The sequence below is a fragment of the Naasia lichenicola genome (assembly GCF_004801885.1).
GTDB classification, from domain to species: domain Bacteria; phylum Actinomycetota; class Actinomycetes; order Actinomycetales; family Microbacteriaceae; genus Naasia; species Naasia lichenicola.
In genome coordinates, this window is the sequence record NZ_SSSM01000003.1 from 289,470 (window position 1) to 307,000 (window position 17,531).

Consider the following 17,531-nt stretch of genomic DNA (forward strand, 5'->3'; position numbering starts at 1 on the left):
GGACCCGCTGCAGAAGCGCTCCCGGAACCGGCGCACAGTGAACTGAAGGGACCCGAGATGGCCCACGACAAGAAGTCCAAGAAGAAGGACGCGGAGGCGGTCGAGTCCGCCGTGGCCCCATCGCTCTCGAGCGACGCCGCGACCGTCGGCGACGCCGCGACCGCGCCCAAGAAGACTCCCGCCAAGCGTGCTCCGAAGGCATCCGCCAAGGTCGAGGCGGAGAAGGCCGAGCAGGCGAACGCGGTGGAGGCGGGCGCCTTCGCACCCGAGGCCATCGAGCCGGCCCCGAAGGCGCCGCGTCGCAAGGCTCCCGCGAAGGCTTCGACGGCGACCTCCACGCGATCGGCCGCCACACCCGAAGCCGCACCCGGCTCCTCCGAGGCCACGGCGAGCGCCGTCCTCTCCCCTGCAGGCGAGACCGACCTCACCCAGACCGCCGCAGCCCCGACCGCTGCCGTCCCGCTGACGGCCGAGAGCGCCGACGTGCCCGCCGACCTGCCCGCGCTCGACGACGCGAGCCCCGCCGTCGTCCATGCCACGACCTCGCAGGGCAGCGATCCCGAGCTGGTCCTGCCCACGGTTCCGGCCGAGATCCTGGAGCAGATCGCATCCGGCACGCATTCCGGACCGCACTCGGTGCTCGGCCAGCACCCGGTCGAGGCGCCGGGGGTCACCGACCCGGTGGTCGTCATCCGTGCGCTCCGTCCGCTCGCCGACACGGTCACCGCCGTGCTCTCGACCGGCGCGCGCATCGAGCTCGGCCACATCGGATCGGGTGTCTGGCAGGGCACGAGCATCCTCGGCTTCCAGGACTACGAGATCGAGGCGAGCTACCCCGACGGGACCGTCTGGAGCGTCGACGACCCGTACCGGTACCTCCCCACCATCGGCGAGGTGGACCTCTACCTCTTCGGCGAGGGACGCCACGAGCGGCTGTGGACGGTCATGGGCGCCCACACCCGCGAGCACTTCGGCGTGAACGCGCCGGCCGCGGGCACCTCGTTCACCGTCTGGGCGCCGCACGCGCGCGCCGTCCGGGTGCTCGGCGACTTCAACGGCTGGAACGGCGTGCTGCATTCGATGCGCCGCCTCGACGTCACCGGCATCTGGGAGCTCTTCGTGCCCGGCCTCACCGCCGGCACCTCGTACAAGTTCGAGATCCTCACCGCGGCCGGCCACTGGATCGAGAAGGCCGACCCGATGGCGCAGTACACCGAGATCCCGCCCGCAACGGCGTCGGTCGTCGGCGAGACCGACTACGTCTGGGGCGACACCGCCTGGCTGTCCGCTCGCGCCGCCCACGATCCGCACAACCAGCCCATGTCGGTCTACGAGCTGCACCTCGGCTCGTGGCGCCCCGGGCTCGGCTACCGCGAGCTGGCCGACCAGCTCGTCGACTACATCCACGAGACCGGCTACACGCACGTCGAGTTCATGCCCCTCGCCGAGCACCCGTTCGGCGGCTCGTGGGGCTACCAGGTCTCGGGCTACTACGCGCCGACCTCCCGGTTCGGCCACCCCGACGACCTGCGCTTCCTGATCGACCGACTGCACCAGGCGCGCATCGGCGTGCTGATGGACTGGGTGCCCGCGCACTTCCCGAAGGACGACTTCGCGCTCGCCCGCTTCGACGGCCAGCCGCTCTACGAGCACTCCGACCCGCGCCGCGGCGAGCAGATGGACTGGGGCACCCTGGTCTTCGACTTCGGGGAATCGCATGTGCGCAACTTCCTCGTCGCCAACGCCCTCTACTGGCTGGAGGAGTTCCACATCGACGGCCTCCGGGTCGATGCGGTGGCCTCGATGCTCTACCTCGACTACTCCCGCAAGGCCGGCGAGTGGATCCCGAACAAGCTCGGCGGGCGGGAGAACCTCGAGGCGATCAGCTTCCTCCAGGAGGTCAACGCGACCGCCTACAAGCTCTACCCCGGCATCGTGATGATCGCCGAGGAGTCGACGAGCTGGGGCGGCGTCACGCATCCGACGAGCGTGAACGGGCTCGGGTTCGGCCTCAAGTGGAACATGGGGTGGATGAACGACTCCCTGCGCTACATGCAGGAGGACCCGATGTACCGCTCCTACCACCAGGGCGAGCTGACCTTCTCCTTCATCTACGCGTTCAGCGAGAGCTTCCTGCTGCCCATCTCGCACGACGAGGTCGTGCACGGCAAGGGCTCCCTGATCGGCAAGATGCCCGGCGATCACTGGCAGAAGCTCGCGAACGTGCGCGCCTTCCTCTCGTACCAGTGGGGACACCCCGGCAAGAAGCTGCTCTTCATGGGCCAGGAGTTCGGTCAGCCCTCCGAGTGGAGCGAGGAGCGCGGGCTCGACTGGTGGATCCTCGACCAGCCCCTGCACCGCGGTCTGCTCACCATGGTCAGCCAGCTCAACCGGGTCTACCGCGACAATGCGGCGCTCTGGGAGCAGGACAACGAGGCGTCGGGCTTCTCCTGGATCGACGGCAGCGACTCGGCCAACAACGTGGTCTCCTTCCTGCGCTGGGACCGCGCCGGCAATCCGATCGCAGTGATCTCGAACTTCGGCGGCAGCACCCTCAGCTCCTATCGCGTCGGCCTGCCGCACGCCGGGGTCTGGGACGAGCTGTTCAACTCCGACGCCGTCGAGTACGGCGGATCCGGGGCGGGCAACCTCGGCGTCGTGACGGCGGAGGAGCACGGGCACCAGGGCCAGCCCGCGTCCGTCGAGCTCACCATCCCCCCGCTCGGAGTGCTCTTCCTGCGTCCCCGCGCCTGACGTCGGCCGCTCGACGAGCGGCAGCGGCAGCCTTCGACCGGCCATGCTGAGGTCCCCTCAGCGGAAGCCGGGAAAAGGTGCTGGACAGCCGCGTGTTTCCGAGAGATTTCGACGCGCCGGGAACGGCCCCCAGTTCGGGGGACCGTACCCGGACGGGGGGCCTGATCGCCTTGTCGGGGGTCTTCCGACGGCGCTACATTGGGCGGACGGCAGCGACTCAGGAGATCCCGAAAAGTCTCCTGTACCCCATCGTCGCCGCAACGCCTCTTTACCCGAAGAGTCGCTTACCCCCCTCGCCGAACAGCCCGGTGCCCCACACCGGTGACCTCACGGCGCACGCGTTGAAAGAGCCGCCCATGCTCACCCCATCCCTGCACACCCCATTCCACTCCTCTCTCCGAGAGAACGGTCGGCGCTCCTAACGAGCGCAGCGCTCCGGCGCACTCCCCGTCCACGGACACCGCGGCTCCCCCGCCGCAGTCCTGGATTCGACCCCATCTCGGAGCATCAGCTCCGAACCCTGCTCTAGCCCCCAGAGGATCAGGCTTCGTGACCACATCTGTCCGCGTCGGCACCGCCCCGACCACACTCAGCACGCCGCGCATCGCCGGCTGGGCGAAGCGCTACGCGCTGCGCCTGTCGATCAGCGACACCGCGACCGTCGCCCTCAGCATCGCCGCATCGCACCTCCTCGTGCTCGGCGCCAACAACCTGCCCATCGGCGCCGCCGGCGCGATGGACAAGGTCATGACGCAGCTCCCCCTCAGCCTCGGCATCGCCGTGGTCTGGATCCTGGCCCTGCGCCTGATGGACACCCGAGGGGCCCGCGTCATCGGCGCAGGCACCACCGAGTACAAGCGCGTCGTCGACGCATCGGTCGCCACCTTCGCCGTGTTCCTCGTCGCCGCCTTCTTCCTCGACCTCGACGTCTCCCGCGTCTTCGCCACCGTCACCTTCGCGCTCGGCACCGTCGCCGTCGTCGGCAGCCGGTGGGCCTGGCGGCAGTGGCTGCTCGCCAAGCGCCGCAGCGGTCAGTACAGCTCGCGGGTCGTCCTGATCGGCTCCGAGCAGTCCGTGACCTCCACCGCACTCGAGCTCTCGCGCAACAGCGCCTTCGGCTATCACGTCGTCGGCGTCGGCCTCTCCGACGGCCCGGACTCCGGGCTCCTCGGGAACACGGGCCTGCCCGTCATCGGCGGCATCGACGACGTCCCATCGCTGCTCGACTCCTACGGCGCCGACACGGTCATCGCGACGAACTCCGACCACCTCCCCGCCGAGCGCGTCCGCGAGATCAGCTGGGGCCTCGACCCGCAGCGCCACCAGCTGATGATCGCGCCGAGCATCGCCGACGTCGCCGGTGCCCGCGTGCACCTCCGTCCGGTCGCCGGACTCCCCCTGATCCATGTGGAGACCCCGCAGTACGAAGGCCCGCAGCGCGTCGCGAAGCGCATCTTCGACATCGTCGGTTCCGGCCTCATCCTGCTCGGCCTGCTTCCGCTGTTCTTCGTGCTCTCGGTGCTCATCAAGCGCGCCGACGGCGGCCCGGTCTTCTACACGCAGGACCGCGTCGGACGCGACGGCGAGAACTTCCGCATCCTCAAGTTCCGCTCGATGTACACCGACGCCGACGCCCGCCGTGCGGAGCTCGTCGCCGCCGTGGGCATCGGCCGTGGACTGTTCAAGATGGCGGACGATCCCCGGATCACCCCGGTCGGCAAGGTGCTCCGCAAGTACTCGCTCGACGAGCTGCCCCAGCTGATCAACGTCTTCCGCGGCGACATGAGCCTCGTCGGACCCCGCCCGGCCCTGCCCGAGGAGGTGTCGGACTACAACTCCAAGGAGCGTCGCCGCCTGGTCGTCACGCCCGGCATGAGCGGACTCTGGCAGGTCAGCGGTCGCTCGAACCTCGCATGGGAGGACGGCATCCGCCTCGACCTCTACTACGTGGAGAACTGGTCGATGACCGGGGACCTGATCATCCTGTGGCGCACCGCCAAGACCGTGCTCTTCCCGGACGGCGCCTACTGATCGCTCGATAAGACTTCCGCTGGCCGGGCGACCATCCCGGTCCCCCACCTGGACGCTGTGGCGCATACCCGCGAGACTCCCCCATCTCGACGCCCGCACGGTCGCCCGCCAGCGGAACCCAGGGCCGCACTCCCGATCCCCCGTCGGAGAGTGCGGCCCTTTCCTTCTGCGCAGCGCTTTCGGCAACCTTTCGGTCCGGCTCGGCCACCTTTCCTCCCGTGGGCACGGGAAGGAAACCTGGCCGACGGGAGGAAAGGTGGCCGACATGCCTCGACCGGGGAATAGCTCGCGCGCCCCCGGCGCTGACCTACTGGTGAGTGCAGAGACTGAAGCCGGGACCCCCAAGATCACCCGAGCCTCCGTCGGGCTGCGATCCGAACGCGGACCGGTCCTTCTCGCGCTGATGATCTCCACGGCGCTGATCGCGCTCGAGGCCACGATCCTCGCCACAGCAGTGCCCGGCATCGTGCGCGACCTCGGCGGCTTCAACCAGTTCCCGTGGCTGTTCTCGATCTACCTGCTGGCGCAGGCCGTCACGGTTCCCATCTACGGCCGGCTCGCCGACGTCTACGGACGCAAGCGGATCATGCTCGTCGGGATCGGCCTGTTCCTGATCGGCTCGGTCCTCTGCGGGCTGGCCTGGAACATGCTCACCCTCATCCTGTTCCGCGCGATCCAGGGCTTCGGCGCGGGCGCGGTGGCCCCGATGTCGATCACCATCGCCGGCGACATGTACTCCCTCGCCGAGCGCGCCAAGGCCCAGGGCTACCTGGCGAGCATGTGGGCGGTCGCCTCGGTGGTCGGACCCGTCGTGGGCGGCGTCTTCTCCGACCTCGACGCCTGGCGCTGGATCTTCGCGATCAACATCCCGCTCTGCCTGCTGGCGGCGTGGCTGATCGTGCGCAACTTCCACGAGAAGCTCGAAGCGCGCCAGCAGAAGATCGACTTCGCCGGAGCGGTCCTGATCGCGGGCGGCAGCGCCCTCCTCATCCTCGGCCTGCTCGAAGGCGGCCAGACCTGGCCCTGGCTGTCGGCACCGAGCTTCGCCGTGTTCGGCGCCGCTCTGGCGCTCATCGTGGCGTTCGTCCTGGTCGAGCAGCGCGTCGCGCAGCCCATCGTGCCGCTCTGGATCTTCCAGCGCCGCGTGACGCTGTCCACCAGCTTCGTCGCCCTGGGCGTCGGCGCGATCCTGCTCGGCCTCTCGAGCTACGTCCCGACCTTCGGCCAGGAGGTGCTCGGCGCCTCCGCCCTGCTCGCCGGCTTCGCCATCGCCGCCCTCACCCTCGGCTGGCCGATCGCGGCCACCAACGCGGGCCGGGTCTACCTCCGGATCGGATTCCGGGCGACCGCGCTGATCGGCTCCGCCTTCGTGATCACGGGGTCGGCGCTCAACCTGCTGCTCGGCGCGGACTCCACCATCTGGTTCGTCGCCATCAACTGCGCCGTGATCGGCTTCGGGATGGGCTGGGTCGCCTCGCCCGCGCTCATCGCCGCGCAGTCGAGCGTCGGATGGGGCGAGCGCGGCGTGGTCACCGCGGGCAACGTCTTCGCACGGTCCATCGGCAGCGCGATCGGCGTCGCGGTCTTCGGCGCCATCGTGAACGCGGCGGTCGGCGGCGCGGACGACCCGTCACCGGAAGCGCTCACCGGCGGGATCCACTCGGTGTTCATCGCGCTGCTCGTGGTCAGCATAGGAATCGCGATCGCCGTGTCGTTCATGCCCGGACGCACGGCGGCCATGACCGTCGAGCCGGCCCCTGTGGCCGATCCGAGCTAGTAGAGCAGGCTCGCCAGGCGTCGACGGGCGGCGATCACGCGGGGGTCGTCGGTGCCGATGACCTCGAAGTACTCCACCAGGCGATTGCGGACCGACTCCCTGGAGGCCGCATCCAGCCGCGGGAACAGGTCGAGCAGTCGTCCGAACGCGTCGTCGACGTGGCCGCCCGAGAGATCGAGGTCGGCGACATCGAGCTGCGCCGCAAGGTCGGTTGGATCGGCGGCCGCCGCCGCACGGACGTCGGTGGCGGAGACCGCGGCCAGGCGCGAGAGCAGCTGCACCTGAGCGAGGCCCGCGACGGCCAGGCTGTCCCGAGGATCCTGGGCGATGGCCGTCTTGTACTCGGCGATGGCGGTCGCGTAGTCGCCCTGCTCGATCGCGGCGTAGGCCTCGGCGTGATGCGGCGGCAGCGGCTCCTCGATCGGCTCGGCGGGCGGAGCGCTGGGATCGACGCCCTCGACGGTGACCGACTGGGTCACGCCGTTCTGCTGGGCGAGGGCGAGCAGCTGATCGAACACCTCGCCGACCTGCGCCTCGGGCAGTGCACCGACGAAGAGCGAGATCGGCCGGCCGCCGACGAGTGCTGCGACGGTGGGCACGGACTGCGCCTGGAACGCCTGGGCCAGCTGCGGATTGGCGTCGACGTCGACCGTCACGAGGAGCAGCCGTCCGCCGAAGCCGGTGACGACCCGCTCCAGGATCGGCGAGAGCTCCTTGCAGGGCTCCGACCACTCGGCCCAGAGGTCGATGACGATCGGCACCTGCTTGGAGAGCTCGAGCACCTGGCCGAAGTTGGCGTCGGTGCCCTCGAGCACGAGGCTCGGAACGCGGATGACGCCGTCACCGGTGGGACCGGCTCCGGCGGTTGGGCCACCTGTCGCACCGGAAGCGGGAGCACCCGCAGGCGGGCGCGGCGCGTTGGCGCGATTGACGAGGGGGGCGAGGTCGATGGCGCCTCGCAGATTGCCGATCGATTGCGGCGCGGGGGGATTCACGTCACAACTCCTTCGCTGAGATCAAGGCCTGAGCGTACCCGAGCAGCTGGACCTGCCCGCCATCGATGGCGGGAGGCACGAAGAACAGCAGCTGATAGCCGTAGGTCGAGACGACGCCCTTCTCGGTCGAGGTCAGTCCGGACAGTGCCTTGACCGCGCCCGTCGGGCTGACGGTCGCGCCGGTCTCCACGGGCTTGACCGTCTCCGTCTCGACGATGCTGGTGGCGATGATCGCGCCGACCTCGTTCGTGGCGAGCGTCACCACCGGCCCCGATCCCGGCCCGTTCGCATACTCGATCGACGCCGTCGTCGGCAGGGCGGCGCGCTGGCCGTTCTTGTAGTCCACACCCACCTGCGTGCGCAGTCCGTCGGGGTCGGCCTGGAACAGCGGGAACGATGCGCTCGCCTCGCCGTTCAGCAGGATGTCGGCGTACTGCGCTCCCACCTGATCCGGCTGGGTCACGAAGAACTTCGCGTCTCCAGGCAGCGAGGCCGTGCCGACCGTGGGAGGAGCGACGGCCGGGAACTCGATCCCCGGCTGCAGCTTGACCGCGTAGTTCACCAGGTACTTGTCGCGCGGCGTCTGCTGCATGAGCACGAGCGCCACGGGCGCGACAGCGGGATCCTCGGTGCCGACCACGGCGAAGACGGTGCGCGGCCAGGTGTCGGTCGCTTCGGGGAGGTCCACCTTGATCTTGCCTGCAGCGATGGCCTCCGGCGGGGCGATGGCGCCGTCGGCACCCCGCTCGGCGTAGTTGGCGAGCCGCTCCTCGAGCGCCGGGCCGGCGAAGCGCGAGGCGAGCAGATCGCCGTTCCGATTGGCGTCGGCATCGGTGGACACCGCGACGACATCGTCGATGATCCGATCGAGCTGCGAGACGGTGACCGCCACTGGCAGAGCGTCGTCCAGCGGGACGTCGGTGGACGACGGGGACGGCGACGGCACGGGCTGATCGGCGAACAGGTCGTCGACGGCCGAGCAGCCGGAGAGTGCCAAGGTGGTGAGGATCAGACCACCCGCGAGCGCCCCGACCCGGCGTGCGGAGCGGCGGCCCTTCGCCGTTGTCGCGGGCTCGAGGACGTTCTGCGGCTTGTACTTCGGCGGCTGCGGCAGACGCGGCATCTTGGGCGGCGCCTTGCGGCGGGGACCGCGCGTGCGGCGCATGTGCACGAGGCCCCAGACGTAGAGGATGAGGCCGATGATGAGGAGCACGCCGCCGCCGATGATCAGCGGTCCCGCCCATGGGGTGCTGTGCACGACGGGCCAGCTGAGGCGCAGCGCGGAGGGCGCCGGTGCCGCGCCGTCGGACGCGATGATCAGGGAGAGCTCGCTCGGGAGGTCCACCGTCCAGCGCAGCTGCGATTCGCCGGTGCGCTCCTCCAGCCACAGGTCCGAGCCCGCCGGATTCGGCGCCGGGGTGGTCGCCGTCGACGCCTCCCCCGTGGCTGTGTCGGTCGCCGTGTCGGTGTTCGTGTCGGTGTTGGTCACGACGGTGGTGTCGAGCCGGCCGGACTGCACGTCGTAGCCGACCTCGTTGTAGGGGGTGTCTCCGAGCCAGGCCTGGATGTCGGCGGTGCGGGCGTAGGCCGCGAAGATGGGTCCGGTGCCGGCGAGGTCGAGGCGCTGCTGGCCGGGATTGGCGGCGAGCACCGATCCGTCGACCACGGTGAAGGCGGTCGTGCTGTCGAACTCGGCGACGGCGACCACCCGGTCGTCGGGCGCCAGCACGGTGCGCTGGGCGATGCCGTAGGCGATCATCCCTGCGGCGATGACGAAGGCCACGATGGCGAATACGAAACGCACTGCACTCCTCCTTCCGACACCGGTCGCGGATCGACCCGGCCGATACCGCGCGTGAGTGCGCGTCCGGCGACGGCCCGCCATCGCTCATCGTAGGTCGGCGCTCTGTTCGGAGCGGCGAGGCACTCCCGGCAAGGCCGAATCGCGCTCCCGACGGTAGACGGACGTTCCACGATAGCCAGGGGCATCCGCGTAGACCGTGCGCGTTCGCTGAGAGCTGTCCGTCGAGCCTCCCCTCGTCGACTGACGCACCCTCGCCGCTTGCGCGGTTCTGCCGCCCCCGAGAGGGTGCGCGCGCGGTGGACGGTGGGCCTGCGGCCCGCGACGGACGTGCGGTCTATGCTTGCGGGTGGCTCACCCGAGCCCGCCGTCTCCGTCTGATCCGATAGCTCAGGAGTGACCGTGGCCAGCGACGAAGCCAATTTCAGCCAGGCCATGCGTGGCTACAACCGCGACGAGGTCGACAAGGCCTTCACCGATATGCGCCGGGATCTCATCCAGGCCAACACGGCCAGCGCGGATTCATCGAAGGAAGTCCGTCGACTGACGCAGCTCGTCGACGAGCTCTCCTCCGAGATAGAGGAGGTCGGCAGTCCGACCTACTCCGGTCTCGGACACAAGCTCGAGAACATGCTCCGGGTCGCGGAAGAGCAGTCGACCCGCGTCATCGCACAGGCCGACATCGACGCCGAGCGCCTCCGCACAGGAGTGCAGCAGGACATCGACCGCCTCAAGACCGAAGCCGCCGCCGCCGCCGAGCGCACGCTGCTGGATGCCCGGTCCCGTGCCGACGCGATGCTCGCCGCCGCGCGCGCCGAGGCCGATCAGATGACCGAGCGCGCCGAGAACAACTCCGAGCAGATGGTGCAGGACGCGTCACGCGACGCGGCCGCGATCCGCGGTGCCGTCGCGACGGAGGCCGCCGAGCTGCGCGGCACGTCCAAGCGGGAGGCAGCCGCCATCCGAGCCACTGCCGAGCGCGAGGCCACGGAGCTGCGCGTCGTCGCCGACCGCGAGACGATCCAGGCCCGCGAGGAAGCCGCTCGGCTCGTCCGCGAGAGCGATGTCGCTCGCGCGGCGGTCGCCCGCGAGATCGACGAGGCCCGCGAGGAGCATGAGCGCCTCATCGCCGACGAGCTCGCCACGACCCAGCGCGCGATCGCCGCCGATCGAGCCGCCTACGAGCTGGAGCGCGAAGCCGCCCGAGCCGAACTGGAGCGCGAGCTCGACGAGAAGCGCGCCGCCGTCGAGCGGGCTCTGGGCGCCGCCCACGCCGACCTCGCCCACGAGCTCGACGCTGCGCGTGCCGAATTCGACGCCGAGCTCGCCGAGGATCGCGCGGCCCACAGCCGGGAGATCGAGCAGGCCAGACTCGACCTCGATGTCGAGCTGACCGCCCGTCGCGACGAGGCGGAGCAGGAGTACCTCGCCCGCCATCAGGAGGCGGTCGCGCAGACCCAGAAGTACCTCGACGAGGCCAACATGCAGCTGGCCGACGCGATCCGCCGGGCCGGCGACAAGCGACTGGAGGCCGACACTCTCGAGATCGCCGCCGAGCGCGACACCCGCACCAAGCGCGAAGCCGCCGAGACGCATGCCGCCAACCTCGTGCAGGACGCCGAGGACCGCGCAGCGCGCATCGTCAGCGAGGCAGAGGAGCGCACGCGCGTCCTGGTCACCGAGGCGGAAGAGCGGCTCGCCGCCATCACTGCCGAACGGGACGAGGTCGCCGAGTACTTCGAGAACCTCCGCGGCATGCTCACGCCTGGCTCGGGCGGATCGGGACCGGCCTCCGGCAGCTCGACGTCCCGCGGCTCGTCCTCCAGCGCCACAGCCGACTCCGCGTCCGACGCCTCCGAGTCGGCCGCCTCAGCCGGCGCCGCGGCATCCAGCTCGTCCCCGTCCAAATCCAAGGTGAGCGCCGACAGCTGAGCTGTCGGCGTCAAGAGGCCGGTCGAAAGGCCCCGTGAAGATTCTCAACCCGTTCCGCATCGGCCTCCTTGCGGGACTCGGAGTGCTGGTCGCCATCGGCATCGGCACGATGGTCGGCCAGCTGGCCACCATCCTCACCTACGTCGGCGCCGCCATCTTTCTGGCACTTGGCCTCGACCCTCTGGTCTCCCTGCTGGAGCGGCGCAAGCTGCCTCGGTGGGCCGCGCTGCTCATCGTGGTAGTGGTGGTCCTCGGCGCCTTCGTCGGCATCATCTTCGCCGTGGTCCCGACGATCGTCGGGCAGGGCACCAAGCTCGTCCAGGGCGTGATCGACTACGGCCAGACGATCAGCTACACCGACTTCATCGGCAACATCCAGTCCGTCGTCGGCAACTCGATCGACGTGCAGGGCATCATCGACCAGGCGGTGGACTACGTCCAGAAGAACGCCGGGACGATCGGCGGCGGCGTCTTCGCCGTGACGATCAACATCGCGAGCGGGCTGTTCGGCGGGGTCATCGTCATCATCCTGACCCTGTACTTCACGGCGTCGCTCGACATGTTCAAGTCGGGGCTGTACCAGCTCGTGCCGGCCACGCGCCGAGCCAAGTTCGCCGACATCGCCGAGCAGATCAGCCAGTCGGTCGGCCGCTACGTGATCGGCCAGGCGTCCCTCGCGCTGGTGAACGGCATCCTGTCGTTCATCTTCCTCAGCATCATGGGGATCTTCGGGGCGCAGCTGCCTGCGGTCTTCGCGTTCATCGCCTTCCTGTTCTCCCTCGTCCCGCTGGTCGGCACGATCAGCGGCTCGATCCTGATCATCCTGGGCCAGGTGCTGCTCGTCCCGAACCAGCCGGGCGTCTGGCTGGCGGTCGCGATCTACTACGTGGTCTACATGCAGGTCGAGGCGTACGTGCTCAGCCCGGCGATCATGAACCGCGCGGTCAAGGTGCCGGGGGTCATCGTCGTCATCGCGGCGCTGGTCGGCGGCACCCTCCTCGGCGTCCTGGGCGCGCTGATCGCCATCCCCGTGGCCGCATCGATCCTGCTGATCATCAAGCAGGTCATCGTCCCCCGGCAGAACGAGCTCTAGCTCCGCTCCTCGTTTCACCGATCAGGCGACCTTCACCGATCAGGCGATTCTGCGGTTTCGGACACGGATCAGGTGAAAATCGCCTGAACCGTGTTCGATCACCTGAACCGTGAAAGGGCTAGTCCCCGGCCGTGGGCAGAGGCAGGGCGGACGGATTGGTGCGGGCGACGATCTCATCGAGCACCCGGCGGGTGTAGTTCTCCCCCACCCACAGGTGCTTCGCGCCTGGCACGTCGATCACCTCGATGTTCGGGGCGACGGCGAACCGCTCCCGCGCCTCGGTGGGCTGGAGGAAGTCATCGTGTTCGGGGACGAGGGCGATCACCGGCCGTGCGTCGTGCGCCCAGGCGGCGACATCCTCGTCGCTGGCGCGATGCAGCGGCGGGGAGAGCAGGATGACGCCGTCGCTCCCATAGGCGCGGGCGAACTTGAGCGCGATCTCGGTGCCGAACGACCAGCCGACGATCCAGACGTGCGGCAGCGCGCGCGATTCGAGGAAACGCCAGGCAGCCTCGAGATCCGCCGCTTCGGCCGTGCCGTGACCGAACTCGCCCTCGCTCGTTCCCCGCGGCGAGCTCGTGCCGCGGGTGTTGAAACGCAGCACGGCCAGATCTGCGAGGGCGGGAAGCCGAGCCGCGGCCTTGCGGAGGATGTGGGAGTCCATGAACCCGCCGGCAGTGGGCAGCGGATGGAGGGTGAGCAGGGTCGCCACCGGCGGATGATCGTAGGGAGTCGAGAGCTCGCCCACCAGCGTGAGTCCGTCGCTCGTGTGCAGCTCGATGTCCTCACGGACGGCGGGCAGCTCGACGCCGCCTCGGATCTCGATGCTCATGCGACCTTCCAGCAGTGCTCGTGCCAATGCCGACGAGCGGCCAGGTCGACCGCGTCACCCAGTACTCCGTCGGTGCGCCAGACGACCAGGTGGGCGATCCCGGGATCCACCGCATTGCCGCAGCCCGGGCAGCGGTATTCCTTCGTCGCCTGCAGCGCGGTGATCGGCTGCACGTTGTAGACCAGCCCTCGCTTGGTCTCCGAGCGCCGCCAGCCGCTCATCATCCGAGCGATGTCGAGTTCGCCGGGTTCGGCTGCGCCCTGCGCACGAGGATCCCCGCGACGCGATCCACGTGATCGGTTGCTGCGGGGCATGGGTCGAGTCTACGGAAGGGGTTGGGTGGGGGTGCTGGGGTGCTGGTCGAGCGGCGTTGTACTGCGGCGACTCTCAATGGTTCGAGACGTCGCGCAAGCGTGCGCGACTCCTCACCATTAGGGCTGCAAATGCTGGCGCATTTGCGGGCCCTAATACCACCCTCGGTCGACGGAGGACTGCCAGGCGCCGCAAGGGCTGCCGTAGCGGGACTCGATGTATCCGAGGCCCCAGGCGATCTGGGTGGCGGCCGAGGTCTCCCAGTCCGCACCTGCGGATGCCATCTTGCTGCCGGGGAGCGCCTGCGGGATGCCGTACGCGCCACTGGAGGCGTTGTAGGCGTTGATCCGCCAGCCCGACTCCTTGTTCCAGAGCGCGACCAGGCAGTCGTACTGGTCCGTGCCCCAGCCGCGTGCGGCGACGGCCTCGGCTCCAGCGGCCTGCGCGGATCCCGGATCGGGAACGGCAGCGGCGGGCGGAGCCCACTCGGCGGACGTGGTGTCGGCGGGCGCGGGCGCGATGACCTCGATCTTCTTCTCCGTGACGGTGAAGCCGTCGCGGACGATCGTGGTGCCGGCCCCCGATGCGGCGGCTAGCAGCTGCTCCCCGCGGGCGGCCGAGCTGGGAGCCGCGTGGTAATACGGCGAGGCCACGGCTCCGGCGTACGGATCGGTCACGTTCACCAGCACGAAGGCGAAGGCGGCCAGGAATCCGAACAGCGAAAGGGCCAGGTTGCCGTGGAACGGCGCCCGGATTCTGGGTCGCTGGGGACCTGCAGTTCGGGTTATCCGGCGGGGACGGGGGTCCACCGCGGAGTCAGCATGTCTTCCCACGATCCGCCCATGCTAGCAAACGGCCCCAGCGCGGCCCGGTTGGGGCAGTTCGCCCGCATGTCGGCGGGCCTCCGCGCCCCCGAGATCGGCCTCGCCGCGAGCTGCACGAGCACGTAGCGCTCAGCGGACGGCGAGCATCACGTCGACGACGTGATCGAGCAGCAGGTCGACCTGCCATTCGGCGTATCCGCCGTGCTTCGGGGTGAACGCAACGGTGCGCACCTCTTCGATGCCGAGCTTGGCGCCCTTGCTGAAGAACGCCTCGAGGCGGTCGCAGAACTCGTCCACCTCGTGCTTGTCGTAGCCGATTCGCAGCGGTCCCTCGCGGCGGAAGCGCCGGCCGTCGGGGCGCCCGAGCCGTTCGAGGATCTCCTGGGCCGATTGGCGGGCTTCGCCGAACCAGGCCTTGTCTCCACTGATCCGGCGGGCATGCTCACGCTCACGGAGCGCGAAGGCGTCCTCGAGTCGCTCGAGCGCGGCGTCGACCTGAACGGTCGAGTAGCCGCCCTTCTCCATCGCGAAGGCGGCGCGACGGATGGCTTCCGCATCGATGTCGGCGGTGCCGATGGGGGCGTCGTACGCACGGCGGGCGGCCTTCAGGAAGGCGTCCACGTCGTCGGGCTGATAGCCCAGCTTCGATTTCCGCGAGTGCTGAAAGGTCGTCCCCATGCGGCTCATTGTGCCCCACGGACCCCTGAAGAACGGGGCGACGGACCGTGGATCCGCCGATCAGGAGCCGTACCGCGAGCTGCGGCCGGAGGCGCCGATCAGGCGAAGATGAGGTACAGCGCGTAGGCCACGGCGGCCGACGGGAGGATCGAATCGAGGCGATCGAGGAATCCCCCGTGGCCGGGCAGCCATGAGCTGATGTCCTTGATGCCGAGGTCGCGCTTGATCAGCGACTCGGTCAGGTCGCCGACGGTGGCCGATCCGACGAGCACGAGTGCCATGAGGATGCCGAAGTACCAGGGCTCGTCGAGCAGGAAGATCGAGGCGGGGATGGCGGCCGCCATCGCGAACACGACGGATCCGCCGAAGCCCTCCCAGGTCTTGTTCGGGCTGATCCTCGGCGCCATCTTGTGCTTGCCGAAGTTCAGCCCGCTGACATAGGCGCCGATGTCGACGAACACGACTACCACCAAGAAGGTGATGGTCCACCACCGGCCGTTCGGATGCGCGGCCAGGGCGACCGCGCAGCTGGCCAGAAGGGTCAAGTAGAGCTGGATGAAGGCGCCGGCGCCGAGGTCCTTCCACAGATCCGACCGCGAGGTCCCGCGCGCGGTCGTGACCGCCTCGACCAGACGCCAGACCGTGACGAAGACGATCGCTCCGAGCACTCCCCAGAACTGACCCGAGCCGGTGAAGAGGAAGGCGAGCGGCATCACCAGGATGCCGGCGATCACCGAGGGGATGCGCGGCACGTCGCGGCCGGCATGCCGCAACGCGCTCGCCAGCTCGGTCGTGGCGAAGGTGATCAGCACAGCCACCACGACGAGGAACAGTGCCGGGATGAACAGCAGGCTCGCGAGCATGGACACGCCGAGCAGGACGCCGAAGACGATGGCGGACAGCAGGTTGCGTCCGCTCCGCTGGTTGATCCGCTCCTGGGCCTCGTCGAAGTGCTCGCGGGTGGCCTTGACCTGTGCCTGCAGCTCGGCGCGCCGATTCTCGATCTGCGACTGCAGCTCGGAGCGGCTGCGTCGACGCCCCCCGTCAGCCATCAGATCTCGAGGAGTTCGGCTTCTTTGCGCTTGAGAGCGTCTTCGATGGCGTCGACATGCGTCTTGGTGATCGCCTCGAGATCCTTCTCGCCGCGTGCGATCTCGTCCTCGCCGATCTCGCTCTTCAGCGCTTCGAGGTCGTCCTTGGCGCGCCGACGGATGTTGCGGATCGAGACTTTGGCGTCCTCGCCCTTGCCACGTGCCACCTTGACGAACTCCTTGCGGCGGTCCTGGGTCAGCTCGGGGATGGTGACGCGGATGATGTTGCCGTCGTTCGATGGGCTCGCACCGAGGTTGGGGTTGGAGACGATCGCCTTCTCGATCTCCTTGATCGCGCTCTTGTCGTACGGAGTGATGATCATCATCCGAGCCTCGGGGGTCTGCAGCGAGGCGAGCTGCCCGAGGGGCGTCGGAGTGCCGTAGTACTCGACGTTGAGGCGCTGGAAGAGCAGCGGGTTGATGCGGCCGGTCCGGACGTTGGCGAAGTCGTCCTTGGCCGCCTCGACCGCCTTCTTCATCCGGTCGGTCGTCTCGGACAGCACATCCGCGATCACAGGAGCTCCTTCGTATCTGTAGCGCTGATCATTCTAGGCCGCGCCCCCGACCGCACCCTCCGGGCGGCGGGGCCACCCGAGGCGAGCGCGACCGGTTCGGATCAGGCGTGGACCAGCGTGCCGATGGGCACGAGTCCGCTGATGGCGCCGCTCACGTGGCCGTCTCCGTCGATGCCGAAGACGATCATGTCCATGCCGTTGTCCATGCAGAGGCTGAACGCGGTCGAGTCGACCACCTTGAGCCCCTTCTGCAGGGCTTCGAGGTAGGTGACCTTCTCGAGCTTGACCGCGGTCGGATCGGTGCGCGGGTCGGCGGAGTAGACCCCGTCGACGCCGTTCTTCGCGACCAGCACGACATCGGCGCGGATCTCGAGCGCCCGCTGGGCGGCGACGGTGTCGGTGGAGAAGTAGGGAAGTCCGGCGCCGGCGCCGAAGATGACGACGCGGCCCTTCTCGAGGTGCCGGATGGCGCGGCGCGGGATGTAGGGCTCGGCGACCTGGGTCATCGAGATCGCGGACTGCACGCGGGTCTCGGCGCCGGCCTGCTCGAGGAAGTCCTGCAGCGCGAGAGCGTTCATCACGGTGCCGAGCATGCCCATGTAGTCGGCACGGCTGCGCTCCATGCCCTCCTGCTGCAGCTGTGCTCCGCGGAAGAAGTTGCCGCCGCCGACGACGATCGCGATCTCGACGGTCTTGGCCGCCTCCGCGATCTCGCGCGCGAGAGCACTCACCACCTCGGGGTCGACACCGAGTGCGCCGTTGCCGAACGCCTCTCCAGACAGCTTGAGCAGTACCCGTCGTTTCTCACCGGCGGTCATGTGCATCCTCCTAAGGCCCGGACAAGGCTACCGGAACGCGGAAGCGCCCCCATCCGCGGAGGATGGAGGCGCTTCTGT

14 protein-coding genes are annotated in these 17,531 nt (G+C 69.2%); 5 read left to right on the forward strand and 9 right to left on the reverse strand.

What is annotated here, in order from left to right:
• Positions 1–57: 57 nt before the first annotated feature.
• The 3 genes from glgB (at position 58) to E6C64_RS06515 (ending at position 6,562) form a co-directional block, all read left to right on the forward strand.
• Positions 58–2,754 carry a 1,4-alpha-glucan branching protein GlgB gene (glgB, locus tag E6C64_RS06505; RefSeq protein WP_136426831.1) on the forward strand — a complete coding sequence of 899 codons (2,697 nt, stop codon included), beginning with the start codon at positions 58–60 and terminating at the stop codon, positions 2,752–2,754.
• A gap of 549 nt (positions 2,755–3,303) precedes the next feature.
• Positions 3,304–4,785 (forward strand): sugar transferase, encoded by a 1,482-nt coding sequence (locus E6C64_RS06510; RefSeq protein WP_158437765.1) that lies wholly within the window; start codon positions 3,304–3,306, stop codon positions 4,783–4,785.
• Between the two features lie 313 nt (positions 4,786–5,098).
• A complete protein-coding gene (locus E6C64_RS06515; protein ID WP_438941846.1) occupies positions 5,099–6,562 on the forward strand; it encodes an MFS transporter in 1,464 nt (487 codons plus the stop codon).
• Here the strand turns inward: E6C64_RS06515 and E6C64_RS06520 are convergent.
• Positions 6,559–7,557, reverse strand: a complete 999-nt coding sequence (locus E6C64_RS06520) for a tetratricopeptide repeat protein (protein ID WP_136426834.1) — start codon at positions 7,555–7,557, stop codon at positions 6,559–6,561. The genes E6C64_RS06515 and E6C64_RS06520 overlap by 4 nt on opposite strands.
• A 1-nt stretch (position 7,558) precedes the next feature.
• Positions 7,559–9,361, reverse strand: a complete 1,803-nt coding sequence (locus E6C64_RS06525; protein WP_136426835.1) for a DUF8094 domain-containing protein — start codon at positions 9,359–9,361, stop codon at positions 7,559–7,561.
• Between the two features lie 399 nt (positions 9,362–9,760).
• Here E6C64_RS06525 and E6C64_RS06530 point away from each other — a divergent pair, with 399 nt between their 5' ends.
• Both E6C64_RS06530 and E6C64_RS06535 read left to right on the forward strand, forming a co-directional pair.
• The gene (locus E6C64_RS06530) at positions 9,761–11,290 is read left to right on the forward strand and encodes a coiled-coil domain-containing protein (protein ID WP_199240979.1); all 1,530 of its coding nucleotides are present in this window, start codon (positions 9,761–9,763) and stop codon (positions 11,288–11,290) included.
• Between the two features lie 34 nt (positions 11,291–11,324).
• Positions 11,325–12,383: an AI-2E family transporter gene (locus tag E6C64_RS06535; protein WP_136426836.1), complete on the forward strand. Its 1,059-nt coding sequence runs from the start codon at positions 11,325–11,327 to the stop codon at positions 12,381–12,383.
• 118 nt (positions 12,384–12,501) lie between these two features.
• Here the strand turns inward: E6C64_RS06535 and E6C64_RS06540 are convergent, their stop codons facing one another.
• From E6C64_RS06540 to pyrH, 7 genes are all read right to left on the reverse strand, one after another.
• Positions 12,502–13,215, reverse strand: a complete 714-nt coding sequence (locus E6C64_RS06540; protein ID WP_136426837.1) for an alpha/beta hydrolase — start codon at positions 13,213–13,215, stop codon at positions 12,502–12,504.
• Positions 13,212–13,529, reverse strand: coding sequence for an Rv1322 family protein (locus E6C64_RS06545; RefSeq protein ID WP_199240980.1), 318 nt, complete (start codon positions 13,527–13,529; stop codon positions 13,212–13,214). Before E6C64_RS06545 ends, E6C64_RS06540 begins: the two co-directional genes overlap by 4 nt.
• A gap of 150 nt (positions 13,530–13,679) precedes the next feature.
• A complete protein-coding gene (locus tag E6C64_RS19375) occupies positions 13,680–14,360 on the reverse strand; it encodes an aggregation-promoting factor C-terminal-like domain-containing protein (protein ID WP_233255498.1) in 681 nt (226 codons plus the stop codon).
• A gap of 120 nt (positions 14,361–14,480) precedes the next feature.
• Positions 14,481–15,029, reverse strand: coding sequence for a DivIVA domain-containing protein (locus E6C64_RS06555; protein WP_136426838.1), 549 nt, complete (start codon positions 15,027–15,029; stop codon positions 14,481–14,483).
• A 98-nt stretch (positions 15,030–15,127) separates the two neighbouring features.
• Positions 15,128–16,081 carry a phosphatidate cytidylyltransferase gene (locus E6C64_RS06560; protein ID WP_136426839.1) on the reverse strand — a complete coding sequence of 318 codons (954 nt, stop codon included), beginning with the start codon at positions 16,079–16,081 and terminating at the stop codon, positions 15,128–15,130.
• Positions 16,081–16,635: a ribosome recycling factor gene (gene frr, locus E6C64_RS06565; RefSeq protein WP_136426840.1), complete on the reverse strand. Its 555-nt coding sequence runs from the start codon at positions 16,633–16,635 to the stop codon at positions 16,081–16,083. The genes E6C64_RS06560 and frr overlap by 1 nt, the downstream gene beginning before the upstream one ends.
• A gap of 101 nt (positions 16,636–16,736) precedes the next feature.
• On the reverse strand, positions 16,737–17,453 hold the full coding sequence (pyrH, locus tag E6C64_RS06570) for a UMP kinase (RefSeq protein WP_136426841.1): 717 nt from the start codon (positions 17,451–17,453) through the stop codon (positions 16,737–16,739).
• Between the last annotated feature and the right edge of the window lie 78 nt (positions 17,454–17,531).

Bases quoted from the DNA above. Each gene is read 5' to 3' on its own strand.
- E6C64_RS06540 (WP_136426837.1), bottom strand. From the start codon at position 13,215: ATGAGCATCGAGATCCGAGGCGGCGTCGAGCTGCCCGCCGTCCGTGAG.
- E6C64_RS06555 (WP_136426838.1), bottom strand. From the start codon at position 15,029: ATGGGGACGACCTTTCAGCACTCGCGGAAATCGAAGCTGGGCTATCAG.
- glgB (WP_136426831.1), top strand. From the start codon at position 58: ATGGCCCACGACAAGAAGTCCAAGAAGAAGGACGCGGAGGCGGTCGAG.
- E6C64_RS06560 (WP_136426839.1), bottom strand. From the start codon at position 16,081: ATGGCTGACGGGGGGCGTCGACGCAGCCGCTCCGAGCTGCAGTCGCAG.
- pyrH (WP_136426841.1), bottom strand. From the start codon at position 17,453: ATGACCGCCGGTGAGAAACGACGGGTACTGCTCAAGCTGTCTGGAGAG.
- E6C64_RS06545 (WP_199240980.1), bottom strand. From the start codon at position 13,529: ATGCCCCGCAGCAACCGATCACGTGGATCGCGTCGCGGGGATCCTCGT.